Source organism: Nocardia thailandica NBRC 100428, assembly GCF_000308795.1.
GTDB lineage: Bacteria > Actinomycetota > Actinomycetes > Mycobacteriales > Mycobacteriaceae > Nocardia > Nocardia thailandica.
The window spans coordinates 1-23,522 of sequence record NZ_BAGK01000205.1 but is presented as its reverse complement, the minus strand read 5'-3'; the positions used below and the strand labels follow the sequence as shown (position 1 = coordinate 23,522).

Here is a 23,522-nt window from a genome sequence, read left to right as displayed (position 1 = left end):
GACAACTAGATTCGAAGTCGTACTACGGATCAAGGGGGTCAGATGGCAGGCGAATCTTCCACACCCATCACTGATTTCACGATGGTTCCAGCCGAGGTCACCGACGCTGGCGTCTACATCGAACAAGTCGCCGCGTCGCTGCGCACCGGCCTCGAATCACTCGACCGCGAAGTAACAGGCACTCTTGGCACCTGGACCGGAGCGGCAGCCGACTCGTTCGGCACCGGCTGGACCACGACAAAGGAGGGTGCCACCACCGTGCTGGCCGCCCTCGCCACCATGGGCGAACTACTGGGCGTCGCAGCCAAAGCCGTAGCCGCACAAGACACATCCAACGCAGGCAACCTAAGCTCACTCGACCTACCGAAACTGAACCTCTAATGCCCGAGAACACCCGCGACTTCAGCTTCGACCTCGACGCCCTCGACCAACTCGTCAGCCGCGCCAACGGATTCATCGGCTTCCTCACCGAAAGCCTCGACGGAATCACCCAACGCGTCGCCACCATACAGCAGGGCTGGAACGGCGCAGCCGCAGACGCCCAGGAACAAGCCTTCCGAGACTGGCTGACCGGCGCAACCACCGTGATAGAGGGACTCCAGGAGATGCATACCGCCGCGGTCACCGCCCGCGACGCCTACAAAGCCGCCGAAGAAATCAACCTACGAATGAGCGGCGGCTAATCGATTGGCATCAATCGCTCCAAAGAGCTACATCGATGCAGCAAAAGAATGCTACGCCCTCGCACAGGAATATGAAACGGTCTACAACTCCTTACAATCCATTCTTATAGAGGTGGGCGGTATGGCAGGCGCCTACAACGCGGTAGACGCCTGGACCAAGTCGTATGACAGTCGCGCGACAGCGATGACAGTCACGGCCCCGTATTTCGTGAAGACCTTGCAACATATGGGTGATGTACTAACCGCCACTGCGTACAACTGGGCTCTAAAAGAATACGAAGCTAACCGCGATCCGAAGAAGGGTGATCCACCTACTCGCCCAACCTTGCCTACGGAGCGAGCATTTCCTCCCCACTTGGTCCTCGGCATCGGCCCGTCAAAGACCAAGAATAGCGACGGCCTCGAATGCAACATTCCCGGGCTGTACGATAGAGTCAGCGCAAATGTTAACGGCGGTCAAATACCCGACGGTGACACAGACAAATTGGCCAAAGCGGCGTCCAAATGGAAGACATTCTCCACCTCCACGCCGGTGGCAGACGCAAGCCTTAGAGTCAAGGTGACCGCTGATGGACTCCAGCGCGCCTACGGTTCAACTGCAAAAGACGTCCCGAACCTGGTCGCCCATTTGACCACACTTCGCAACTGTGCACGAGAAATCGAAACCGCCGCACTCGACATCGCCGCCGCTGTAGAAGCCCACAGCACGGGCTTAACCAAAATGCGGAAGGACATCGACACCAACTTCGCGGGTGTGGCGGTCGGCTACGCGATCTGGATCGCCATAAATCGCATACAGATCAAGAAAAAGACCGGCCCTTCGAAAAACCGCAGAAATCAGACGGCAAGTCCCCGAACTCAAATAAGTCCGACGAAGACGAATTCCTCAACCTAGCAACTCTATACATAGTCCCGCCCATCAACACCTTCCTCACGGCCTTGATCGGGATAGTCTTCACCTCCACCGATCTAAACACCGACAACCTCGCCAAAATTGCCAATTTACCGATCCTGCTCGCTGACATTGGCGACACAGGGAAGGGATCTGCTGACCAAGGTGTGCCGAGGACAGGACTTGCATCGACAATTGCGGAACGGGAAGCGCTTATCAAAGAGCTTGAGGCTGCGGGAACAAAATTCGATCGCAATAACATTGTCCAAATAGGTCGCGATCCGTCGGGCAGAGTGGTATTCCTTGAGAATGGAAATGATCGCGCCGGATTGCAGCACGTACTGCGACATTCAGAGGAATTTGAGGCAAAGGGGATCGCCAAGGATGAGATCGACGAAGTTGTCGTAAAGGCGGTTACTGAGGGGAAGCAGGTGGGGGTGTCCGGGCGAGATCGCCCCGTCTACGAGGTCATGCATAATGGTAAAATTGTCAAAGTCGCCGTCACTGTAGGCGGAAATGGATTTATCGTAGGCGCCAACCCGGTATCCTAATTTCTCTGTGAAGCTCTACACGATAGGAAAGGTTCAGTGTGGCATATATCAAGCTACTCCCAGAGGTTCAGTGCTTCGCGACGTGGAAATGCCGTGGGGGAGTATGTGAGAACGTTGATCCGGCGTCGCTCGGAATATCGAATCATTTGGCAGATGACCTGAACGGATGGGCGGAGGAATGGGATTCGATATACGATCTCACCGATGATCCGCGCGATCCAAGTTTTAGTTCTCCGTCGGATGAGAAACGGTTCTGGGATGTAGGTAGGGTTCTGGCGGAGCGACTCAGGGAGGAAATCGGGTATCGCTATGAAATCGAATACTCGCCACCGTGTTCCTTGGCGTGATCGGTCGTTTGTGGCGGACCTGGATTTCCCGTCGGGTCTGCGGTCTGGGCCGAAGTGTGAGCGGTCCGGCGACCTTCCGGGTCACGTGCGGAGGTTGAAGGTGGGCGAGCCCGCGGCACATGCGGCGGAGCTGGCTCCGGATTCATCGGATGTCTTGGAGAAGGAACCAGGCGTGGATGCTGGATCATCGGGCGGCTGACGGCCGACTGGCTGGGAATTCTTGATGTTTCTTGGGTGCAGCCGCTGGGTTGCTGGTCCGTCGAGTCGGCAACCAGGGCTGACCTGGCCCTTTGGTGCCCCCACTGGGACTCGAACCCAGACTCGACGGATTTTAAGTCCGCTGCCTCTGCCAATTGGGCTATAGGGGCGTCCCGGACAGCGTAACGACTCGTACGGTTGTACCGGAATCGAGCGGGTGCAGTGGGGCGTTCGGCGTGTCGCGGGGCGTGGGAAACGCCTGGTGGGCGGGGTTTCGGGGGTGGGGAGTCAGCGGATGGTGAGGACGCGGGTGTGGTGGCCGGTGGCGCCGTCGGGGAATGGAGGCGTGCGGTCGGGGGTCTGGGGGCGGCCGGTGGAGTCGGTGGCGCGTACACGAAGGGTATGGGTGCCGGGGGTGGCCTGCCAGGCGAACGACCATTGGCGCCAGGTGTCGAGGGAATAGGCGGCCGCGAGGGTGGCGGGCTGCCAGGGGCCGTCGTCGACCTGGACCTCGACGGCGGCGATGCCGCGCGTCTGGGCCCAGGCGACGCCCGCGACGGTGACGGGGCCCGCCGGGAGGGTGGCGAAGGCGGCGGGGACGTCGATGCGTGAGGCGGTCTCGATGGGGGCGCGCGGCGACCAGCCACGGCGGGTCCAGTACGCCTCGGCGCGGTCGAAGCGGGTGACCTCCAGATCGACGACCCACTTCGTGGCGGAGACGTAGCCGTAGAGGCCGGGGACGATCATGCGCGCCGGGTAGCCGTGCGTGACGGGCAGCGGTGTGCCGTTCATGCCGACGGCCAACAGAGCGTCGGGGTTGCCGAGAAGCGCGGCCAGGGGGGTGGACGCGGTGAACCCGTCGATGCTGCGGGACAGCACCATGTCGGCGCCGGGGGCGGGGCCCGCCTCGGCGAGCAGGTCGGTGAGGCGGTAGCCGGTCCAGCGGGCGGTGCCGGCCAGATCCCCGCCGACCTCGTTGGAGACGCAGGTCAGGGTGACGATCGACTCGACAGCGGTGCGGGCGGACAGCTCGTCGAAGTCGAGGCGGATCTCGCGGTCCACCATGCCGTGGATGCGCAGGCGCCAGTTCGCGCGGGTCAGCGCGGGGAGCTGGAGGGCGGTGTCCACGCGGTAGAAGTCCTCGTTCGCGGTGAGGAACGGGGTGAGGCCGGGGAGCCGGAGGTCCGTGCCCGGCGCGACCGGCGGGGCCGCACTCGCGCGGGGCAGGACGAAAGCGGCCCGGTCGGCGGCGATGTCGTGCAGGCGGGAACCGAGAGAGCGGCCCGCCGCACCCGCCGCGGCCGCGCCCGCGGCGACGGCGGCGAGGGTGCAGAGGAAGGCGCGACGTGGTCGGCCGGGGGGTGGCGGTGCGCCCTGTCCGATTCGGTCGGCCTGAGCGTCCGAGGGCGGCGCACCGGGTTGGTCCCGGTCCGGCTTCGCGGGCGGGAGCGCGAGTGCGTGCGGCTCCTCGGGGGCGGGACGGCCGACCTCACGTCCGGCGCGCCCATCCGGGCGCCGGGCGGCGGGGACGGCTCGCCTGGTGACCAGCGCCAGGAGCGCGAGCACGGCGGCGGCGGTGGCCACGACGGACGGCGCGGCGAACCAGGGGGTGGCCGAGGGGCGGAGGAGGGCCGCCCCCGCCACGCCGAGCCCCAGCGCGGCCAGGATCGTGGCGCCTGCGGCGGGGCGGCGGCGGGCGAGGACGCCGATCGCGGCGGCCGCGAGGGTCATGACGACGGCCATCGTGATCGACAGGGCCAGTTTGTCGTTGGCGCCGAACCAGCGGATCGCGCTGTCCTTCAACCAGTTCGGCGTGTGGTCGACGACGGTGGCGCCGAGGACGAAGAACGGGGAGGCGGCCGGGTCGACGAGGACCGCGATCAGGTCGCCGACGCCGAGGAACAGGGCCGCGGCGGCGATGCCCGCGAGCGCGGCGGCGAGAGCGGAGAGCGGACGGGATGCACGGCGGGCCATGCTGACCTCCTGGAAGGGGATGTCGGCAGGGCCCGCCGCGCGGGTCAGCCGACGGTCATACTGCCGAGTGGCGTCGTGGTCGGAGCGGGCGAGCCGCCCGCGGGTTCGACGGTGACGGCGAGGGTGTCGGTGGGCCGCACGGTCGCCACGACCATGCCGGGACCGGCGACGACCGCCACCGACTCCGGCGTGCCGCCCGCGGGCACCCGCCACAGCTGATAGGCGCGGTCGGCGGGCAGTGCGGGCATGTCGTGGAAGGCGACCGCCGCGGCGCCGAGTTCGTTCGACACGGCCACGGTCATCTCGCCGCCCCCGGCCATCGGCGCCGAACCCGTCCGGCTGTCGGGCCGGTCGAGCACCTGCTGGGCGGTGACGGTGCCCGGAGCGTCGCCGGACCGGTCGACGACGGCGGTGATGCCGAGCGCCGCGCCCGCCACCACGACCACCGCCGCGGCCACCGCGAACCAGCGTCCGCCGAAACCGGGGCGGGCCCGGCGACGCAGCGGATGCACGCGCCCGACGGTGCGCTCGTCGAGCGCCCTTTCCAGCGCCGCCTCCAGCCGCGCGGGTGGCGGCACCGCGTCCACCGCGCTGAGCGCGGCCAACGTCTCCTGGATCCGGCGCACCGCGGCGTGGAAGTCGGCGGCGACGGTGGCTCCGGCCTCGCGCAGCCGGTCGTCGATCTCCCGGCGTTCCCGCTCGTCGAGCGCGTCGAGGGCGTACGGGTACGCCTCGTCGAACCACGACCAGGGGGTGCGCCGATCTGTCTCGCTCATCGGGGATTCCCTCCGGTCAAGCAGTTCTCGAGCCTCTTCAACCCGTCGCGGATCCGGCTCTTCACCGTCGGCAACGGCACCGCCAGGGTCTCGGCGACCTCGACGTAGGTGCGCCCGCCGTAGTAGGCGAGCGCGACCGCCTCCCGCTGGAGTTCGGTCATGGTGTCCAGGCAGTCCAGCACCGACTGTTCGTCGAGCCGCTGCGACACCTCCTCGGCGACGGTGTCGTGGTCGCGGCCGAGGTGACAGTGCCCGAACACCAGGTCGCGCTGGGAGGCCGACTGCTCGGCGCGCACCCGGTCGACGGCCCGCCGGTGGGTGAGCATCATCAGCCAGCCGATCGGGCTGGCCCGCAGCGGGTCGTAGTCGGCGGCCAGCGACCAGACCTGGAGGAACACCTCCTGGGTGATCTCCTCGGCCGCGGAGTGGTTGCGCACCACCCGCAGCGCGAGCCCGAAGACCCGCGGGCTGGTCGCCCGGTAGAAGGCGGTGAAAGACGGCCGGTTTCCCGTGGCGATCTCGCCGAGGAGGCGCGCCAGCCGCGCCTGCGCGGCCTCGTCCGGACCGCCACCCGCGGGGCAGGCGGGTGGCGGCTCGGCGTCGGCCGACTGCAGACGGATCGGCGAGGATCCCGGGACGTGCGTCATCGTTGTGCCCCTGCTCGAATGCGCATGGGAGGGATTTCGGCGTGCCCGTCCCGGCGGATGGGTGCCGTGAAAAAAATCCTCTCCCGACCGTACTGCCCGGAGCGGGGGCGCCGCACGCACGGTCACGCCGGTGGCATGAGCACGGTGTCGATCATGTAGACCGTGGCGTTGGCGGTCTGGACGCCGCCGCACAGCACCTTCGCGTCGTTGACCACGAGGTTGTCGCCGGAACCGGTGACCGTGACATCGGCGCCTTCGACGGTCTTGTGGGTGCCGGGGATCTGGGCGGGCTCGATCCGGCCGGGCACGACGTGGTAGGTCAGGATCTTGGTCAGGGTGGCCGAATCGGTCTTCAGGGACTCGACGGTGGCCGGGTCGATCTTCGCGAAGGCCGAGTCGACCGGGGCGAACACGGTGAACTGGCCGCCGTTGAGCGTGTCGACCAGGTTGACCTGGGGGTTGAGTTTGCCCGACACGGCCGCGACCAGGGTGGTCAGCATCGGGTTGTTGGAGGCGGCCACGGCCACCGGATCCTTGGCCATGCCCGCCACCGAGCCGGGGCCGGTGGGGACCTGGGCGGCGTACTGGGCACAGCCGGGGCCGACCGGCGCCGCCGCGGTGGCGGTGCCCGGGGCCGAGGCCGAGGTGGTCATCGCGGGCATCGCCGAAGTCGTGCTCGTGCTGGAGCTGTCGCTGTCGCTGGAACAGGCGGTCAGCCCGACCACCGAACCGACCAGCAGGGCCGCCACGAAGGTACTGCGCAGGGGTCGCATCGTCATCCGTCACTTTCGTACAGGCGGCCGAGCGGCCGCGGCTGAAGACGGAAAGGATTTCGGCCTGCGCAGTACCCCGGATGGGTGCGGTTCACGGAGCCGGGTCGGATGCCTCCGCGCGCAGGGCTTTCTCGGCCTTGCCGAGCACCGAGTGGCGACGGCCGTAGGCGAAGTAGACGACGAAACCGATCGCCATCCAGATCAGGAAGCGCAGCCAGGTCTCCACCGACAGATTCACCATCAGCCACAGGCAGGCCAGGACCGCGAGGATCGGGATGAACGGGACCCACGGCACCCGGAAACCGCGCGGCAGGTCGGGGCGGGTGCGGCGCAGGACGACCACGCCGACCGAGACCAGGACGAAGGCGAACAGCGTGCCGATGTTCACCATCTCCTCGAGCGTGCCGAAGTCGACGAATCCGGCCAGCACCGCGCAGATCACGCCGACGATGGCGGTCAGCCGCACCGGGGTGCCGCGGGTGCCGGTGTGGGCGAGCCAGCGCGGCAGCAGGCCGTCGCGGGACATCGCGAACAGGACCCGGGTCTGCCCGAGGAACAGCACCATGACCACCGTCGTCAGGCCGGCCAGGGCGCCGATGGAGATCAGCGACTTGGCCCAGTCGACGCCGTTGATCGCGAACGCCGTCGCGAGGGTGGCGTCCTTCCCGGAGAGCTCGGTGTAGGGCACCATGCCGGTGAGCACCAGCGAGACGGCCACGTAGAGCACGGTCACGATGACCAGCGAACCGAGGATGCCGCGCGGCACCGCCTTCTGCGGGTTCTTGGTCTCCTCGGCCGCGGTGGCCACGACGTCGAATCCGATGAACGCGAAGAAGACCAGGCTCGCCGCGGCGAGCAGGCCGTACCAGCCGAAGGTGCTGTTGCCCGCGCCGGTGAGGAAGGAGAACAGCGACTGGTGCAGGCCGCTGCCCGCGTCGCCGGGCTCCGAGGGCGGGATGTAGGGCGTGAGGTTCTCCGGCTGGAAGAACGTGATGCCGACGACGAGCACCAGCGCGATCACCGCGAGCTTGATCGCGACCGCGATCGCCGACACCCGCGAGGACACCTTGGTGCCGATCGCGAGCAGCACACCGAGGACGGCGATGAGCAGCACCGCGCCCCAGTCGAAGGTGACCGAGCCCAGATGCATGGTGGTCTGGGTGTCGCCGAAGACGGTGCCCAGGTACTGCGACCAGCCCTTGGCGACCACCGAGGCGGCGAGGGCGAATTCGAGGATGAGGTCCCAGCCGATGATCCAGGCGACGAGTTCACCGAAGGTGGCGTAGGAGTAGGTGTAGGCGCTGCCCGCGACCGGGACGGTGGAGGCGAACTCGGCGTAGCAGACCGCCGTGAGGCCGCAGGCGATCGCGGCGAAGACGAACGCCAGCGACACCGACGGTCCCGCGACATTGCCCGCGGTGCGCGCGGTCAGGGTGAAGATGCCCGCGCCGACCACCACGGCGACGCCGAAGATGGTCAGATCCCAGGCGGTGAGGTCCTTGCGCAACCGTGAGTCGGGATCGTCGGTATCGAGGATGGACTGCTCGACGGTCTTGGTGCGCAACAGCCCACCCCAGCGAACGGCGGACTTGCTGGCCGCCGCTGCGTCTTCCGGCGTCGTCACGGTGTTTCTCCTTCGGTCGTACGTCTGTCGGGGAGTACCCGGCCGAGCGGGTCAGTGCACACCTTCCATGTGCCGCTTGATCCAGGGCGCCAGGGCGAACACGATCAGGCCGACCAGCACCGTCACGCCGCCGAGGACGCCGAAGTATGGCGCTTCGTCGTCGGTGTCGTACCAGCGGGCCAGGGTGCCCGCCATGGAGGTGCCGATGCCGACGGAGAAGAAGTACAGCGCCATCATCTGGGAGCGGTAGGCCGCGGGCGCCAGCTGCGTGGTGACGGCCAGGCCGATCGGCGAGAGCAGCAGCTCCGAGACCGCGAACGCCCCGAGGATCGCGAACACCGCCAGCACCGGGACCGTCTTGCCGTCGTACCCGGTGAGCAGCAGGAAACACCAGAACGCCAGGCCCATGCCGATCACGCCGAGCGCGAACTTGACCGGCGTGCTCGGCGCCCGGTTGCCCAGCCGGGTCCACATCATGGCGAACAGCGGCGAGAGCGCGATGATCCATACCGGTTCCACCGAGCCGATCCAGCTGGGCGGGGCGTCCCAGCCGAAGATGTCCCAGTTCACCCGCTCGTCGGAGTAGACGGCGAGCACGGTGAAGATCTGCTGGAACAGCGACCAGAACACGGCGTTGGCGAGGAACAGCGGGATGAAGGCGCGCACCCGGGTGCGTTCGACGGCGTTGACCTTGGGACTGGTCAGCAGGACGGCGAAGTAGACGACCGAGGCCAGCGCGATGACCCCGGTGGTGACGTCGGGCAGGTTGTCCAGGGTGACCAGCCCGGTGAACGCGGCGACGGCGACCACGACGGCGGCGACGGCGACGCCGATCAGCACCGGGGCCAGCTCGCGCCGGGTGATCGGGTTGGGTACCTCGCGGCCGTGCCCGCCCAGATTGCCCCGGAACACGACGTACTGGGTCAGGCCGATGGCCATGCCGATCGCGGCGGCGGCGAAACCGGCGTGGAAGCCCCACTCCCGTTGCAGCAGGCCGGTCAGCAGCGGGCCGGCGAAGGCGCCGATGTTGATGCCGAGGTAGAAGAGGGTGAAGCCGCCGTCGACGCGGCCGTCGCCGGGTGCGTAGAGGGTACCGAGCAGGGAGGAGGCGTTGGCCTTGAGCGCGCCGCTGCCCAGGGCGACCAGGACGAGGCCGATGCCGACGCCGCCGAGTCCGGGGATGATCGCGAGGGCGATGTGGCCGGCCATGACGATCACGCCGCCGTAGAACACCGTGCGTTCCATGCCCAGCAACCGGTCGGCGACCCAGCCGCCGAGCACCGTGGACAGGTAGACCAGGCCGCCGTAGGCGCCGACGATGCCCACCCCGGTGCTCTGCGACAGGCCGAGGCCGCCCTCGGTGACCGAGTAGTAGAGGTAGTAGCCCAGGATGGTCGTCATGCCGTAGAACGAGAATCGTTCCCACAGCTCCACACCGAACAGGTTCGTCAGCCCGATGGGGTGACCGAAGAACGTTCTCTCCGCCGACATTCTTGAACGATCGCACGCCCGGCCGCGCCGGACGGCAATTTTGTGGCTTCCGTGCCCTCGGCGTGCCGCGGCCGCTCTCTCGCCGTGATCCGGCGGCGGAATCGAATTATCCTGGGGCCGATGCTGACTGCTCGCGTGACGGTGCCGGTGCCGTGCGAACGTGCCTTCGCCACGCTCGCCGACGGCTGGCTGTACGCGAGCTGGGTGGTCGGCGCGTCCCACATCCGCCGGGTCGACCCGGACTGGCCCGCGGTCGGCAGCCGCATCCACTACAGCGTGGGACTGTGGCCGGTGCTGGTCCGCGACACGACCGTGGTGCGCTCGGTCGAGCGCCCGCATCGGCTGGAGCTGGAGGCCAGGCTCTGGTCGCTGGGGTCGGCGGGTATCCGCCTGACCCTCACCGAGACCCAGCCCGGCTACACGACCATCGACATGGTCGAACGCGCGATCAGCGGGCCCGGGCACCTCGTGCCCGGGCCCGCTCAGGACCTGCTGTTCGCCGCGCGCAACCAGGAATCACTGAACCGGCTGGCGGCCTTGATCATCGCGCGCGACGGACGGCCCCGCCCCGATCACTGACTCGGCTGCGGCAGGTCGCAGTTGTCGACCTTCGGGTTGACGCCCAGGTAGTTGAGCGGCCCGGCCACCACGGTGACGGCGAGCGTCCCCAGGGTGGCGCAGTTCTGGTCGCGATCGGTGATGTATCCCCGCTGGCCCGCGGCGACCGCGCCGATGATGAGCCAGATCAGGATGAGGACGGGGAGGATACTGCGGACGCTGGTCATCGTGCCCACCTCCGTCAGTAATAGTGTCGCCTGCCGCCGACCGGCCGTCCGATGGAGCCGGCCAGCAGCAGAACGAGACCGATCACCAGGACGACGATGCCGATCGTCTCCAGGATGGGAACACCGAACAACAGTCCGGCGAGGAAGAGGACGGCTCCGAGAATAATCATCGAGCTTTCACCTGTACCACTGCGAGCGACGGACCGGGTTGTCCGTCTGTGTGCTCAGACATGCCCGGTTCAGGAGGGCGGAAACAGGTCGGATTTCCGGGCCGTGAGCGCGGCGTTGTCGGCGGTGAGCCGGTAGACCGTGCGCTCCAGGGTGGGCAGGATCTCGGTGATCTCGAGGGTGCCGGTGGCGAAGCGTCCGATGAGCGCGAGCGCCATGTTGCCCAGGATGAGCACCAGGTCCTGCAGGTAGGTGGGGTCGAGGTCGCGCAGGACGGGTTCGGCGACGGGGAGGACGACGCCGAGGCCCTGTTCGTCGAGGCGCTGGCCCCCCGGTCCGGTGCGCGCGAAGTGGTAGGCCTCGAGCATCTTGGGGTTGCGCTCCCAGGGCTCGAAGACGCAGCGCAGGACCTGGGTGATGCTGTCGCGGACGGAGGCGTCGGCGGCGGGCGGGGTGATCGCGGCGTAGGCGTTCTCGTCCATCCACTGCGCGAGCGCGGCGATGATCAGTTCGTCGCGGGTGGGGAAGTGCCGGTAGATCCGGGTGAGCGAGACGTGGGCGCGGGCGGCGACGGTCCGGAGCTGGACGGCCTCGTAGCCTTCGGAATTCAGCAGATCGAGCACCACCGCGACAATTCTTGCCGATCCGTCCGATTCTGTTCCCCTGCTCACACCGGAATGGTAGCGTCGGCGCCCGGTAACACGGTTACTACTTCGTGAAAGGCGCCCCTCCTCGCCGGGGCGACGAACAAGAAATGATCGCATTCTCCACCCGCGCGCTGCGGCGCTCCGGTCTCGCCCTGACCGCCGCCCTCCTGCTTCCCCTCGGCGCCGTCGTCGCGCATTCCGCGCCGGCCGCCACCCGCGCCGACTGCCTGCCCGGTTCCGCGCCCGAATCCGGCCTCCAGGGCGACGTCCCCGCCGCCGACCGCGACAGCGGCCGCTCCAGGGACGGCTTCCGCTGCAACATGCGGCTGCTCGGCGCCCTCGGCGGGCGCGGCGGCGGCATCACCTCGGTCACCTTCGACCACTGCGCCTACGTCGGCACCTTCTTCCCCGGCGACCTGCTCGGCCCCGACGCGGGCGTGCACGTCGTCGACGTGAGCGATCCCGCCGCGCCCGTGCGCACCGCCACGCTGGCCGAACCGGCCATGCTGGCGGGCACCTGGGAGAGCCTGAAGGTCAACAAGGCGCGCAAGCTGCTCGTCGGCGCAGGCGTGCCCGCCCTCACCGGCGCGGGCATGCTCTCGGTCTACGACATCAGCGACTGCGCGCACCCGCGCCTGCTCAATCCCGGCACCGGCACCGACCTGTCGCTGCCGCTGCCCATCACCGCGCACGAGGGCGGCTTCTCCCCGGACGGCCGCACCTACTGGAGCTCGGGCACCGCGCCCGGCCTGGTCAGCGCCGTCGACCTGGCCGACCCGGCGAACCCGAAGGTGGTGTGGCAGGGTCTGCCCGGCCTGTCCATGCACGGACTCGGCGTCTCGCCCGACGGCAACCGCCTCTACCTCGCCGACAACCTCGGCGGGATGAAGATCTTCGACATCGGCGCGGTCCAGCGGCGCGATCCGCGGCCGGAGGTGCGCGAGCTCGCCGCCCTGCCGTGGTCGGACGGCTGGGCCACCCAGCACGCCGTACCGGTGACCTACGGCGGGACGCCCTACGTCTTCGCCGTCGACGAAGCCGGTTCCGGCGGAGTGAAACTCATCGACGTCTCCGACGACCGGAACCCGCGCGTCACCGCCTCGATCAAGCTCGAGATCAACCTGCCCGAGCATCAGGACTCGATGCTCGCCTCGGCCTCGGGCGGTTCGCTGTTCGCCTACGACGCCCACTACTGCGCCGCCGACCGGCCGGTCGACCCCACCGCCCTCGCCTGCGGCTGGACCTCCTCGGGCATCCGGGTCTTCGACGTGCGCGAGCCGGGGAACTTCCGCGAGATCGGCTACTTCAACCCGCCCGCGCGGACGGGGGAGAACACCGAGCTGTGGAACTCGCCGCACGCGCTGGCCTCGATCATCGGGCCGCCGGTCCTGGCGGCGCCCTCGGTCGCGCAGGCGATGCTGGCGGGCCGCTTCGACCCGGCGCAGGCGTGGAGCGCGCGCACCGGCACCGTGGCCTTCGGTGACCTGTCGACCGACTGGTGCTTCTCGCCGCCGGAATGGCGCGGCAACCAGATCTGGACCACCTGCGCCGACAACGGATTCCTGGCGCTCGAGCTGTCCCCGCAGGTCTACACGCCACCGCCCGGCCAGGACTCGACCACCGGATCATGAGTCGCCGCAGCGGTTTCCGGGTCGCCGCCGGAGTCGCGCTCGCCGCGCTGCTGCTCGTCATGGGCGCGGCGCTGCGGCCGGCGCTGTCGCCGCCCGCGGCGCGACCCGTCCTGAGCGACACCGAGATCGGGTTCGTCCAGGACATGGTGGCCCACCACGGCCAGGCCCTCCTGCTCACCCAGCGGCTCGACCCCGCCGCCGACCCCTACGTGGTCGCGCTGGCCCGCCAGATCGCCGACGGCCAGCGCACCGAACTGGGCATGCTGCTGGGCTGGCTGCGGCTGGCGGGCGCGCCGGTCACCGGCGAGCGCCCGATGGCGTGGATGCCCGCCTCCGGCGGCCACGACCACGCGGCGGCCACGCACCCCTCCGGCGCCCCCATGCCGGGCATGGCCACCGCCGCCGAACTCGACGAGCTCTCCGCCGCGCGCGGCACGCGGGCCGAGGTGCTGTTCCTCGAGCTGATGCGGCGCCACCACGCGGGCGGCGTCGAGATGGCCGCGGCGGCCGACGCGCTGCTCACCGGGGGCGAGGTCGAACGCAGCGCCCGCGACATGGTGCGCACCCAGGGGCAGGAGATCGGCCTGCTGTCCCTGCTGCTCGACCGGCGCGGCGGATGACCCGCGACCGATCCCGAACGACCCGAACGACAGCAACGACACGATGAAGGTAGTGCTATGGCGACGATGACCCGCCGTTCCCTGTTCAGCGGCGCCGCCGCGGGCCTGCTGCTCGCCGCCGCGGGCACCGCCTCGGCGCGCGGCGGGATCGCGGCCCGCGTCGGTGGCGTCCCGCTGACCCGCGAGGACCGCCGCGTGGTGGTGATCGGCTCCGGCTTCGGCGGCGGCGTCACCGCGCTGCGGCTCGCCCAGGCCGGCGTGCCGGTGCTGCTGCTCGAACGGGGTCGGCGCTGGGCGACCGGCCCGAACTCCGAGACCTTCCCGCACGCCACCCGGCCCGACAAGCGGCTGCTGTGGCACCGCTCCAGCCCGGCGCTGTTCGGCACGCCGCTGCTGTTCGAGAAGTACACCGGTCTGGTGGAAGCGGTCGCGGGCACCGGGATGACCGCCCTGTGCGCGGCGGGCCTCGGCGGCGGATCGCTGGTGTACCAGGGCATGTCGCTGCAGCCGACGCGCGAGGTCTTCGAGGCGCACTTCCCGGCCGGGCTGGACTGGGGCCGCATGGACCAGGTCTTCTACCCCCGGGTCGCGCGCATGCTGAGGCTGGCCACCGCCCCGGACGAGTTGGTCGACAGCGCGCCGTACGCGGCCGCCCGCGTCTTCGCCGAACGGACAAGGGCCGCGGGCTTCCCGGTCTCGAAGATCCCCATGCCGATCGACTGGAACTACGCGCTGGCCGAGCTGCGCGGGGAGATGAAGCCCTCCTACACCAACGGCGACGGCGCGATGGGGGTGAACAACGGCGGCAAGAACTCCGTCGACGTCACCTACATCGCCGCCGCCGAAGCGACCGGGCTGGTCGACGTGCAGACCCTGCACGAGGTCACCGGCGTCGAGCGGGCGCCGGACGGTCGCTGGGTGGTGCGGGTTGACCGGCTCGACACCTCGGGCACGGTCCTGGAGAACAAGATCATCACCACCTCGGCGCTCGTGCTGGCCGCGGGCAGCCTCAACACCACCCGGCTGCTGGTGCGCGCGGGCGCGACGGGCGCGATCCCGGACCTGCCCGACGAGCTGGGCAAGGGCTGGGGCACCAACGCCGACCGCATCTACGTCTGGCGCGAGCCGACGGCGGGATTCGGTGCGGCCCAGGGCGGCCCGGTCGTCTACGGCAGCAGGAACTGGGACGACCCGCAGGCGGCGTACACCTTCATCCAGGCCTCGATCCCGCCGCTGGCGATGGACGCGGGCAGCACCATGCTGGTCGGCTACGGCGTGAGCCGGGGCCGCGGCGAGTTCGTCTACGACGGCGGTTCCGACAGCGCGACGCTGCGCTGGCCCACCGAGGGCGACGCCGCGATCCAGGTCCACATCGATGCGGCGGTGCGGCGGGTGGCGGGCCCGGCCGCGCAGGTCGTCGACACCAACGCGGTGTTCCCCTCGACCTGGCACGCGCTGGGCGGGGCGAACATGGGCAGCGTGTGCGATCTCGACGGCCGGGTGCTCGGTCAGCGCGGGCTCTACGTCCTCGACGGCGCCCTCATGCCGGGCAACACCGCCGCCTGCAACCCGTCGATGACCATCGCCGCGCTCGCCGAGCGCGCGCTGGACACGCTGGTGCGCACCGATGTCGGCACGCTGATCTGAGCGCCGGGCCGTGCCACCCGGAGGGGGAGGGTGGCACGGCCCGGTGGGGATCAGCTGCCCGAGCCGGTGCCCGAGCCCGTGCCGCCCGAGCCGGTGCCGGACCCGGAGGCGGGCGGCTTGGGCGCTCCGGAACCGAAGTCGGCGTCGACGGAACCGGTGGGCAGGCCGATGTCGACCGAGCCCGCGCTACCGGTGGGCGGGCCGATCTCGGCGGAGCCCGACGGGAAGAGGTCCCAGTCGAGACCGCCCGCGGCGCTCGCCGTTCCGGTGGTGACGAGCGCGGCGGCAGCGGCCGTGGCGACGACGAAGGCCGCGCGCGCGAGAGTTGTTCGGTGGGACATGGGGAGACCTCCGGCCTAGCACTGGGAAAGTGGGGCCACGGTATCTGAAACAAGCCGATTTCACACGTGTTCGGCCCAGGTTGCTCAGCTCCGCCTGCCGACCTCCATCTGCAACCGGTACCGATCCGAGCGGTACCAGCTCTCGGTGTGCTCGACCGCGTGGTCGCCGCTGAAGGAGATCCGGTCGAAGTGCAACACCGGTGCGCCCTTGCGGATGTCGAGCAGTTCGGCGACGCCGGGATCGGCGGCCTGCGCGTCGACGGTCTGCTCGGCGCGCTCGATCACGCGCCCGTAGCGCTGGGCCGTGAGCTGGTAGAGCGAGCCGGTGAGGTCGTGCTCGATCAGGCCGGGCAGCAGTTCGGGATGGAACCAGCCGTCGTCGACGCTGACCGGATCGCCGTCGGCCAGCCGCAGCCGCCGCACGTGGAAGGCGGACGAGCCGCCCGGCAGCCCGAGGGCGCGCAGCGTCGGCTCCGGCGCCGGTGCCCGCTCGGCGGCGAGCACCAGCGTGGTCGGCTCGTGGCCCTGGGCGCGCATCTCCTCGCTGAACGAGGCCAGGTGCAACCGCGACTGCATCTGCCGGTGCGCGACGAAAGTCCCCTTGCCGCGCACGCGCACGAGATAGCCCTCGTTGACCAGCTGCCCGATCGCCTCGCGGACCGTGATCCGGCTGACGCCGTAGTCCTGCATGAGATTGCGTTCGCTGGTCATCAGATCGCCCGGCTGCAGCTCCCTGGTGCACTTCTGCAGCAGGATCGCGCGCAGCTGTTCGTGTTTGGGCACGGCGCTGTCGCGCAGCGGAACGGGCATGGGGACCCTCCTCCGGTCGCCTCCGGCAGGTCCCTACTGGTCCTGTCCGGTCCCGGACAGGATACTCCCGGCTACCGGATGCCCGGCGTCCGCGCGTCGGTGCCCGCGCAGCCGAGGATGAAGCAGCCCGGCGGCCAGTCCGAGAACGGCGCCTTCGGGCGTTCGCCCAGGCAGGACAGGAAACTGCACCCGGGATAGGCGTAGTCGCCGATACCGGCCAGGCCGAGGAACGGCGCCGGATTCGCGATCATCGGATCGGTGACCGCCACGTCCGGCAGGGGCTGGTACGGGCCCGGATCCGGGATCGCCACGTCCCGGAACGCCGCGACCAGCTGCCGCATGACCTGGTGGGTCAGCCCGAGCGGGCCGTTGGGCACGCTGACACCGGTCCAGCTGAACACCAGGCCGAGGCTCGGGACGATGTAGCTGTCGTTGCGCAGCATGCCCGACATCTTCACCGCGTCCGCGGGCAGGCCGGGAAACTGCGGCGAGCACTGCGGCCCGTTGACCACGAACAGGTAGCCGTAGCAGGGGTGCGTCGGCGAGGGGGTGGTCGCCTCGCGCAGGTACGCCGCCGAGACCACCTGCCGCTCGTTCCAGGCGCCGTGGTTGGCGACGAGCAGGCCGAGCTTGGCGAAGTCGTCCGGCGGCAGGATCAGGTGCGCGTGGCCGTAGGTGTTGCCCGCGCGGTCGCGTGCCCAGTAGTAGTCGCCGCGCTGGATGCCGAGCGGATCGAAAAGGGTGCGCTGGGCGAAGGTCTGGAAGTCCTCGTCGACCGCGCGCCCGATCACATAGGCCAGCAGGTCGACCGCGCGCTGGCTGTACTTGAACTCGGTGCCCTGCGGCTTCTCGATGGGCATGGCCATGGCCTGGGCGACCACGTTGGGATCGAGCTGGACCAGCCCCGCGGCGCCCTCGGCGGCGACCGCCACCTCCATCCCGGAGGACTCGGTGAGCAGGCTGCGCACGGTGATCGCGCGGTGTTCGGCATCGCCGAGGCCGGGCGGCAGGTACCGATCGATCGGGTCGTCGACGCGCAGCCTGCCCTGATCGACGGCGATGCCGGCGACCAGGGACACCACGCTCTTGGTGCCGCTCCACAGGTTCCACGCCACCCCGCCCGAGGCGGCGTTGTGCGGGCCCGCCGCGACCAGGCAGTTGTTGCGGTAGAGCTGGACGTTGAACCGGGTCGAGTCGTCGGCCGTCGCCATGGCCGCGGCGACGCCGGCGGGATCGAGGGCGACCGCGGCGGGGTCGGCGGTGGCCGGGGCCCGGTCCGAGGTGACCCGGCACTGCTGCGGGGTGGCCGGGTCCGCGTGCGCCGCGGCGGGTGCCAGAACCAGACTCAAACTCGAAACGGCAACTGCTGCAATGCTTCTCAACGAGACGTGCACGATCTCCCTCTCGGTTACGCTCCGCGGTGAGAATCGTGAACGGCGCTGTACGCGTTACGGGCGGCTCACTTGCTGTGCGGCCTGCACACCTCGATGGCGTGGTCCTTGGTGGTGTTGAACTTGTCGATCACACCGTTGAGCTCGTCGGTGCCCGCCCGGCGTTCCAGGGTGTCGGCCAGCACGTTGGTGTCGTCGCGGTAGGCCTTGAGCGCGGTCGCGACCTCGGCGAGCACGTCGGTGGTGATCTTGCGGTCCAGCTCCTTGGCGTTGGTGCGCAGGGTGGTCACCGCCTCGGTCGCCTTGGTGTTCTCGTCGGGCGCGTGATTGTTGCTGGCGGTGATGTAGGCGTTGAACGACTTCACCGAGCTGCTGTTCGCCGCGCGCATCTGGTCGCAGGCGTTGAGCGTCACCCGCGCGATCGCCGCGGCCTTGGACGACGACGCCGCCGCCGAGGAGGCCGAGACCTCCGACCGGTAGGCCGACAGCTCCGGCTGGCTCACCTCGGCCTTGCCGTCGACCTGGGTGGTGCAGGCGCTGACCAGGACAACGCCGGTCACGGTGGCAGCCAGCGCGGTGCCAAGACCCACGCGTTCCAGTACTCGCATCTCCCTCTCCTCCCTCGGGACAACACATCGACGGTACTGGCTCGCGGGGCGTGGCGTCAGCCTGGCCCGCCGCGCCGGAGCGGGTGATCCGGCGCGGCGGTACCGCTCAGCGCTGAGCGAGCATGGCCCGCATCTGGGCGATCTCCTTCTCCTGGTCGGCCACGATCGCCGTCGCCAGCGCGCGGGCCTCGGTGTTCACCCCGGCCGCGAGCTCGGTCTTCGCCATCTCGACGGCGCCGAGGTGATGATCGATCATCATCTCGAGCCACATCCGGTCGAAGGCGGGGCCGGAAGCGGCGGCGAGCGCGGTCATCTGATCGGCCGTCATCATGCCGGACATGGTGTGACCGCCGTGGCCGCCGTGGCCCATGTCGGCGGTGGGGGCCGGTTTGCCCCAGCCGGTCAGGAGGGTGGTGATCTGCTCCATCTCCGGCGCCTGCGCCTTCTCGACGTTCGCGGCCAGGGCGATCAGCTCCGGGTTCTGCGAGCGGGAGGGGACCAGCCGCGCCATCTCGACGGCCTGCGCGTGATGCGGGTACATCATCTGCAGGAAGGTGACGTCGGCCTCGGTGTAGGCGGCCGCCTGCGTGCCGGTCGGGGCGGGCGTCGTGGTGTTCGAGGTCGCGGCGGGGGCGGGCGCGCTGTCGTCGCCGCAGCCCGCGGCGAACAGGGTGGCGGCGGTCGCGACGGCGACGGCGGTGACACGGAAAACGGACATGGGTGTGCTCCTCGGATCGGATTCGACGTGCGATGGGCAGGACGAGGCGCGACCGGTCCCTGGTGGGACGGCCGGGCCGACCTGTCAGATCCGCAGAATCGAGAGCTGAGCCAGGGAGAGCACGGTCCACGGCGGCGCACGCTCGCGCGGCGCGCGACGGAAACCGCGCAGCGCGCCGCCCGGGCCCGGCCCCGTGCCGGGCACCCGGTAGAGCAGGACGAGGGCGATGGCGAAGGCCGCGGCCACCAGGACGAACACGCAACCGTGCAGCCCGGCGTGCTCGCCGCAGCCGGCCATGATGCAGCCGAAGTCCTCGTGGTCGGGACTGCCCGCGGGGGCGAGCGCCGGGGCGGCCGCCGGGCCCGGGGCCGAGCCGGCGGCCTGGGCCGGGATTGCGTGCCCGGTGGTCTCGTGGCCGGACGGGCCCGCGAAGACCGCCGCGTGCATGGCGACGATGCCCGCCAGCAGCGCGAGCAGGCCGAGCGCCCGGGACACCCCGGGTGCGCGCGGAAGCTCTCGGCGATCGGCCACGGGGTCAGTGTAGCGAGGCGGCGTCGGCCGCCGCCGATACCCTCACGCGGTACGGGTTCAGCCGGTGGCGATGTCCACGACCAGCCGCGTCGGACCGGTCAGGCTCGACACGGTGAACGCGGGGCGGTCGCCGCGCACCCCGATGAAGGACTGCGCCACGCCCTCGAACACGAGCGGCTTGTAGACGCCGGTGATCTCCGGGACGCCGGGATCGGTGGTGGGATCGGGGCCCGCGTAGGGGACCTCGGTGGTGTCGAAGGGGTAGACCGCGCCCAGGATGCGCACCTCGAGGATCGATCCCGCGACGTCGACCGTGCGGCCGCTGCCGTCCCGCACCGCCTGATCCACGTAGCGGACGTCCCAGCCCGGGGTGCCGGTCCCGCCGAACTGGTAGACGACCCGGTCGAAGCCCGGCTGTTTGCCGAGGCGGATCTCGGTGACGGTCAGCGCGGCGCGGGGCCCCGCCTCGGCGGTCTTCGGGTCGCTGTCGGCGGGCAGGGCGCCGGTGGCGTCGGTGAAGGTGCCCGCCGGGGGCGTCGTCGACGACGGTGGCGCGGCCGCCGGGCTGTCCGTGGCGCAGCCGGCCACGGCCACGGCCGCGGCGGCGAGGAGGGGCACCAGGACGTTACGCATGGTGCCGATGGTAAACCGGTCGGGCGCCCGGACGGGGGCAGGCGAGGCGGCCGTGTTGCCCGGACGGCGAGGTTTGCTGGCCTCGTGCCGGAGAGGTCCAGGCGGCCGGATGGACCGATCGGTCCGGGTCCGCGCTGGGCCGCGCGGTCCGACGGCGGAAAACGGACATCGACGGTCGAAGCGCCCCGGCGGAGCGCCGTCGGCGGTGAAGATCTGCGGAACAACATGTTTCGTCAACAAATGACGCGGCCCCCGGTACGCTAGGAACCCGCTAATCGCCGAGAAGTGTTCGTATCCAGTGTTTTACATCGCGAGACAGTCGAGTGTGAGTAACAACACCACGGCAATTCCGGGGTGGATGTGACCGTGGGGCAACGATCTAGCACACTTGTGGCGTGGAAATCGTCGAGGATGTGTTGACCCGGCTGCGCCGGTATCCGGATGTGGAGGCGCCGAACCTCTACGCGGTGGATGCCGCCGATCGCCTCCTCCTCGACACCGCCGACGAGGCGCTCACCGGCGCGGATAGCGGGACGATTGCCGTCATCGGGGACAGCTACGGCGCGCTGACCCTCGGCGCGGCCACCCGCTACGGCCACACCGGCCTCCGGGTTCACCAGGATCTGCTGACCGGCGAACTCGCCCTGGCCAACAACGCCCGCGTGCTCGGGCTCGCCGATCGCTACGGCGCCGCCCCGCTGGGGCCCGATCTGCTGACGGGCGCGCGGCTGGTGCTGATGCGGTTGCCACGCGTGCTCTCGGGCCTCGCCGAGGTCGCCGAGGCCATCGCCCGCTACGCCGACCCGTCGGTGCTCGTGTTCGCCGGCGGCCGCGACAAGTACCTCACCCCGGCCATGAACGACGTGCTCGGCGAGTTCTTCACCGAGGTCAGGGCCAGTCGCGGCAGGCAGAAGTCGCGGGTGCTGCTGGTCTCGGGCCCCCGCCCGGTCGACGCGACGCGGTTCCCCGTGCGCGAGTACATCGCCGAACTCGGCGGCGAGGTCGTCGCGCACGGCGCCGCCTTCTCCGGCCCGCGCCTGGACATCGGCACCCGATTCCTGCTGGAGCACCTCGACCGCATGAAGCCCGACGCCCGGGACGCCGTCGACCTCGGCTGCGGCACCGGCATTCTCGCCGTAGCCCTGGCCAAGTCCCGGCCCGCGATCCGCGTGCTCGGCACCGACCAGTCCGCGGCGGCCGTGGCCTCGGCGCAGGCGACGGCGGTGGCCAACGGTGTCGGGGAACGGGTTTCGGTGGTCCGCGACGACGCCATGTCGGCCACCGCCGACAACAGCGCCGACCTGGTGCTGTGCAACCCGCCGTTCCACGTGGGGGCCGCGGTGCACACCGGTTCGGCCATCAAGATGTTCGCCGAGACCGGCCGGGTGCTGCGGCCGGGCGGCGAACTGTGGACGGTCTACAACTCGCATCTGGACTATCGCGGGGTCATGTCGCGCATGGTGGGCCGCACCGACGTCATCGGGCGCAACCAGAAGTTCACGGTCACGCGGTCGGTGCGTGGACTTCGTGACGGACAGGGATAAGGGCGGCCCTTCGGGGTAGAGTCCGATTTGTCCGGCTGGTTGGGTGTCCGGTGGTTTCGGGAACCTTGTCCGGTTGCCGGGCGTTGGAAAAGTCGAGACCGCAGCCCGAACCGGCTGTGACAGCGGCAACCACTCCGAGAAAGGCACACAGGTGCGCAGCACATCGAATCCGGTGTTCCGGAACCTCCCGCGGCAGGAGGCAGGCAACTACGCCAACTTCGGCACGGGCGCCGCCGGTGCCGGTCAGTTCGGTAACCAGTACGGACAGCAGCAGTACGGCCAGTACGGTCAGCAGCCCTACCAGCAGCCGTACCAGCCTGCGCCCGCCACCCGCACGATGACCATCGACGATGTCGTCACCAAGACCGGCATCACCCTGGCCGTGCTGACCGTGGCGGCCATCATCTCCTACGCGCTGTCCTACAACAGCCCCGGCCTCGCGCCGCTGTTCGTCATCGGCGGCGGCCTCGTCGGCCTGGTCCTCGTCCTGGTCGCCAGCTTCGGCAACAAGATGGACAACCCGGCCATCGTGCTGTCCTACGCGGCGTTCGAGGGCCTGTTCCTCGGCGCGCTCTCGCTGATGTTCACCGACGTCACCTTCGGCGGTGTCGGCGGCAGCGCGCTGATCGGTCAGGCGGTGCTCGGCACGTTCGGCGTCTTCGCCGGCATGCTGGTCGTCTACAAGACCGGCGCCATCCGCGTCACGCCGCGCTTCACCCGCATGCTGCTCGGCGCGATGGTCGGCGTTGTCGTGCTCGCCCTGGGCAACCTGATCGCGAGCTTCTTCACCGACGGCGGCTTCGGCCTGCGCGACGGTGGCGCCCTGGCCATCGTGTTCAGCCTGGTCTGCATCGCGATCGCCGCGTTCAGCTTCCTGCTCGACTTCGACGCCGCCGACCAGCTGATCCGCGCCGGTGCCCCGGCGAAGGCGGCCTGGGGCGTCGCGCTCGGCCTGACCGTCACCCTGGTCTGGCTCTACGTCGAGATCCTGCGCCTGCTGAGCTACTTCCAGCGCGACTGATCGACCCCGCACGACGACGAACCCCCGGCCTCCACAGGAGGCCGGGGGTTCGGTCTTTCCCGGTCGATCAGCTCAGGCGCTCGATGACCAGCGCCATGCCCTGGCCGCCGCCGACGCACATGGTCTCCACACCGAACTGCTTGTCGTAGGTCTGGAGGTTGTTGATCAGCGTGGTGGTGATGCGGGCGCCGGTCATGCCGAACGGGTGGCCCAGCGCGATCGCGCCACCGGAGACGTTGAGCTTGTCCTCGTCGATCTTCAGCTCACGCGCCGAGCCGAGCACCTGCACGGCGAAGGCCTCGTTGATCTCGAACAGGTCGATGTCGGAGACGCTCTTGCCCGCCAGCTTCAGCGCGCGGCGCACAGCCTCGATCGGGCCGAGACCCATGATCTCCGGCGACAGGCCGGACACGCCGGTGGAGACGATGCGGGCCAGCGGGGTCAGGCCCAGCTCCTTGGCCTTGGTGTCGC

Annotated in this window: 27 protein-coding genes, 1 tRNA gene and 1 pseudogene; 11 read left to right on the top strand and 18 right to left on the bottom strand. The window is 69.8% G+C overall.

Going from position 1 to position 23,522, the window contains the following annotated elements:
* Positions 1-42: 42 nt before the first annotated feature.
* The 5 genes from ON36_RS33745 to ON36_RS37110 are packed head-to-tail and all read left to right on the top strand — an operon-like array spanning position 43 to position 2,473.
* A complete protein-coding gene (locus tag ON36_RS33745; protein WP_083885321.1) occupies positions 43-381 on the top strand; it encodes a WXG100 family type VII secretion target in 339 nt (112 codons plus the stop codon).
* Positions 381-683 carry a WXG100 family type VII secretion target gene (locus tag ON36_RS22800; RefSeq protein WP_043657315.1) on the top strand — a complete coding sequence of 101 codons (303 nt, stop codon included), beginning with the start codon at positions 381-383 and terminating at the stop codon, positions 681-683. The genes ON36_RS33745 and ON36_RS22800 overlap by 1 nt, the downstream gene beginning before the upstream one ends.
* Before the next feature lie 4 nt (positions 684-687).
* A complete protein-coding gene (locus tag ON36_RS34980; RefSeq protein WP_157224983.1) occupies positions 688-1,578 on the top strand; it encodes a hypothetical protein in 891 nt (296 codons plus the stop codon).
* 44 nt (positions 1,579-1,622) lie between these two features.
* Positions 1,623-2,126, top strand: coding sequence for a hypothetical protein (locus ON36_RS33740; RefSeq protein WP_218001230.1), 504 nt, complete (start codon positions 1,623-1,625; stop codon positions 2,124-2,126).
* 38 nt (positions 2,127-2,164) lie between these two features.
* Positions 2,165-2,473 (top strand): immunity protein CdiI family protein, encoded by a 309-nt coding sequence (locus ON36_RS37110; protein WP_506330706.1) that lies wholly within the window; start codon positions 2,165-2,167, stop codon positions 2,471-2,473.
* 291 nt (positions 2,474-2,764) lie between these two features.
* On the opposite strand, the gene ON36_RS22795 is transcribed toward ON36_RS37110, so the two are convergent.
* The 7 genes from ON36_RS22795 to ON36_RS22765 form a co-directional block, all read right to left on the bottom strand.
* Positions 2,765-2,841 (bottom strand) — tRNA-Leu (locus ON36_RS22795).
* Between the two features lie 118 nt (positions 2,842-2,959).
* Positions 2,960-4,645 carry a molybdopterin-dependent oxidoreductase gene (locus ON36_RS22790; RefSeq protein ID WP_043657312.1) on the bottom strand — a complete coding sequence of 562 codons (1,686 nt, stop codon included), beginning with the start codon at positions 4,643-4,645 and terminating at the stop codon, positions 2,960-2,962.
* 44 nt (positions 4,646-4,689) lie between these two features.
* Positions 4,690-5,421, bottom strand: a complete 732-nt coding sequence (locus ON36_RS32930; RefSeq protein WP_052314259.1) for an anti-sigma factor — start codon at positions 5,419-5,421, stop codon at positions 4,690-4,692.
* A complete protein-coding gene (gene sigK / locus ON36_RS22780) occupies positions 5,418-6,068 on the bottom strand; it encodes an ECF RNA polymerase sigma factor SigK (protein WP_043657309.1) in 651 nt (216 codons plus the stop codon). Before sigK ends, ON36_RS32930 begins: the two co-directional genes overlap by 4 nt.
* A gap of 122 nt (positions 6,069-6,190) precedes the next feature.
* On the bottom strand, positions 6,191-6,841 hold the full coding sequence (locus ON36_RS22775) for a fasciclin domain-containing protein (RefSeq protein ID WP_043657441.1): 651 nt from the start codon (positions 6,839-6,841) through the stop codon (positions 6,191-6,193).
* Between the two features lie 91 nt (positions 6,842-6,932).
* Entirely contained in the window at positions 6,933-8,465 is a 1,533-nt protein-coding gene (locus ON36_RS22770; RefSeq protein ID WP_052314258.1) for an amino acid permease, read from the bottom strand.
* Between the two features lie 51 nt (positions 8,466-8,516).
* On the bottom strand, positions 8,517-9,956 hold the full coding sequence (locus ON36_RS22765; RefSeq protein WP_043657306.1) for a peptide MFS transporter: 1,440 nt from the start codon (positions 9,954-9,956) through the stop codon (positions 8,517-8,519).
* Between the two features lie 120 nt (positions 9,957-10,076).
* Here ON36_RS22765 and ON36_RS22760 point away from each other — a divergent pair, with 120 nt between their 5' ends.
* Positions 10,077-10,535, top strand: coding sequence for an SRPBCC family protein (locus ON36_RS22760; RefSeq protein ID WP_043657303.1), 459 nt, complete (start codon positions 10,077-10,079; stop codon positions 10,533-10,535).
* Here ON36_RS22760 and ON36_RS22755 read toward each other — a convergent pair.
* The 3 genes from ON36_RS22755 to ON36_RS22750 all read right to left on the bottom strand — a co-directional run bounded on the left by ON36_RS22755 (position 10,529) and on the right by ON36_RS22750 (position 11,580).
* Positions 10,529-10,741, bottom strand: a complete 213-nt coding sequence (locus ON36_RS22755) for a hypothetical protein (RefSeq protein ID WP_043657436.1) — start codon at positions 10,739-10,741, stop codon at positions 10,529-10,531. The two genes, ON36_RS22760 and ON36_RS22755, sit on opposite strands and share 7 nt — an antisense overlap.
* A gap of 14 nt (positions 10,742-10,755) precedes the next feature.
* Positions 10,756-10,911, bottom strand: coding sequence for a DUF6131 family protein (locus ON36_RS35540; protein ID WP_085999678.1), 156 nt, complete (start codon positions 10,909-10,911; stop codon positions 10,756-10,758).
* Between the two features lie 69 nt (positions 10,912-10,980).
* A complete protein-coding gene (locus tag ON36_RS22750) occupies positions 10,981-11,580 on the bottom strand; it encodes a TetR/AcrR family transcriptional regulator (protein WP_043657300.1) in 600 nt (199 codons plus the stop codon).
* A gap of 83 nt (positions 11,581-11,663) precedes the next feature.
* On the opposite strand from ON36_RS22750, the gene ON36_RS22745 reads away from it, so the two are divergent.
* Genes ON36_RS22745 through ON36_RS22735 form a run of 3 tightly spaced genes read left to right on the top strand, consistent with a single transcriptional unit; the run spans position 11,664 to position 15,454 of the window.
* On the top strand, positions 11,664-13,187 hold the full coding sequence (locus ON36_RS22745; protein ID WP_043657298.1) for an LVIVD repeat-containing protein: 1,524 nt from the start codon (positions 11,664-11,666) through the stop codon (positions 13,185-13,187).
* Positions 13,184-13,807, top strand: coding sequence for a DUF305 domain-containing protein (locus ON36_RS22740; protein WP_043657294.1), 624 nt, complete (start codon positions 13,184-13,186; stop codon positions 13,805-13,807). Before ON36_RS22745 ends, ON36_RS22740 begins: the two co-directional genes overlap by 4 nt.
* Before the next feature lie 57 nt (positions 13,808-13,864).
* On the top strand, positions 13,865-15,454 hold the full coding sequence (locus ON36_RS22735) for a GMC oxidoreductase (RefSeq protein WP_083885320.1): 1,590 nt from the start codon (positions 13,865-13,867) through the stop codon (positions 15,452-15,454).
* A gap of 50 nt (positions 15,455-15,504) precedes the next feature.
* On the opposite strand, the gene ON36_RS34255 is transcribed toward ON36_RS22735, so the two are convergent.
* The 7 genes from ON36_RS34255 to ON36_RS22695 all read right to left on the bottom strand — a co-directional run bounded on the left by ON36_RS34255 (position 15,505) and on the right by ON36_RS22695 (position 20,486).
* A complete protein-coding gene (locus ON36_RS34255; RefSeq protein WP_043657291.1) occupies positions 15,505-15,795 on the bottom strand; it encodes a hypothetical protein in 291 nt (96 codons plus the stop codon).
* Between the two features lie 84 nt (positions 15,796-15,879).
* Positions 15,880-16,605, bottom strand: a complete 726-nt coding sequence (locus ON36_RS22725) for a GntR family transcriptional regulator (RefSeq protein WP_043657288.1) — start codon at positions 16,603-16,605, stop codon at positions 15,880-15,882.
* 71 nt (positions 16,606-16,676) lie between these two features.
* Positions 16,677-17,954, bottom strand: a complete 1,278-nt coding sequence (locus tag ON36_RS22720) for a serine hydrolase domain-containing protein (RefSeq protein WP_245558167.1) — start codon at positions 17,952-17,954, stop codon at positions 16,677-16,679.
* Between the two features lie 110 nt (positions 17,955-18,064).
* Entirely contained in the window at positions 18,065-18,604 is a 540-nt protein-coding gene (locus tag ON36_RS22715; protein WP_043657285.1) for an Rv2240c family protein, read from the bottom strand.
* A gap of 106 nt (positions 18,605-18,710) precedes the next feature.
* Positions 18,711-19,322 carry a DUF305 domain-containing protein gene (locus ON36_RS22710; protein ID WP_043657281.1) on the bottom strand — a complete coding sequence of 204 codons (612 nt, stop codon included), beginning with the start codon at positions 19,320-19,322 and terminating at the stop codon, positions 18,711-18,713.
* A gap of 84 nt (positions 19,323-19,406) precedes the next feature.
* The gene (locus ON36_RS32925) at positions 19,407-19,853 is read right to left on the bottom strand and encodes a DUF6153 family protein (protein ID WP_245558166.1); all 447 of its coding nucleotides are present in this window, start codon (positions 19,851-19,853) and stop codon (positions 19,407-19,409) included.
* A 57-nt stretch (positions 19,854-19,910) separates the two neighbouring features.
* Positions 19,911-20,486 (bottom strand): AMIN-like domain-containing (lipo)protein, encoded by a 576-nt coding sequence (locus tag ON36_RS22695; RefSeq protein WP_043657277.1) that lies wholly within the window; start codon positions 20,484-20,486, stop codon positions 19,911-19,913.
* 395 nt (positions 20,487-20,881) lie between these two features.
* Here ON36_RS22695 and ON36_RS22690 point away from each other — a divergent pair, with 395 nt between their 5' ends.
* Together ON36_RS22690 and ON36_RS22685 are read left to right on the top strand one after the other, a co-directional pair.
* Positions 20,882-22,030, top strand: a complete 1,149-nt coding sequence (locus ON36_RS22690; RefSeq protein ID WP_043657275.1) for a class I SAM-dependent methyltransferase — start codon at positions 20,882-20,884, stop codon at positions 22,028-22,030.
* A 151-nt stretch (positions 22,031-22,181) separates the two neighbouring features.
* Entirely contained in the window at positions 22,182-23,051 is an 870-nt protein-coding gene (locus ON36_RS22685; protein ID WP_043657272.1) for a Bax inhibitor-1/YccA family protein, read from the top strand.
* A 67-nt stretch (positions 23,052-23,118) separates the two neighbouring features.
* On the opposite strand, the pseudogene ON36_RS22680 reads toward ON36_RS22685, so the two are convergent.
* Positions 23,119-23,522, bottom strand: a pseudogene (locus ON36_RS22680) (acetyl-CoA C-acyltransferase); the annotation flags it as partial.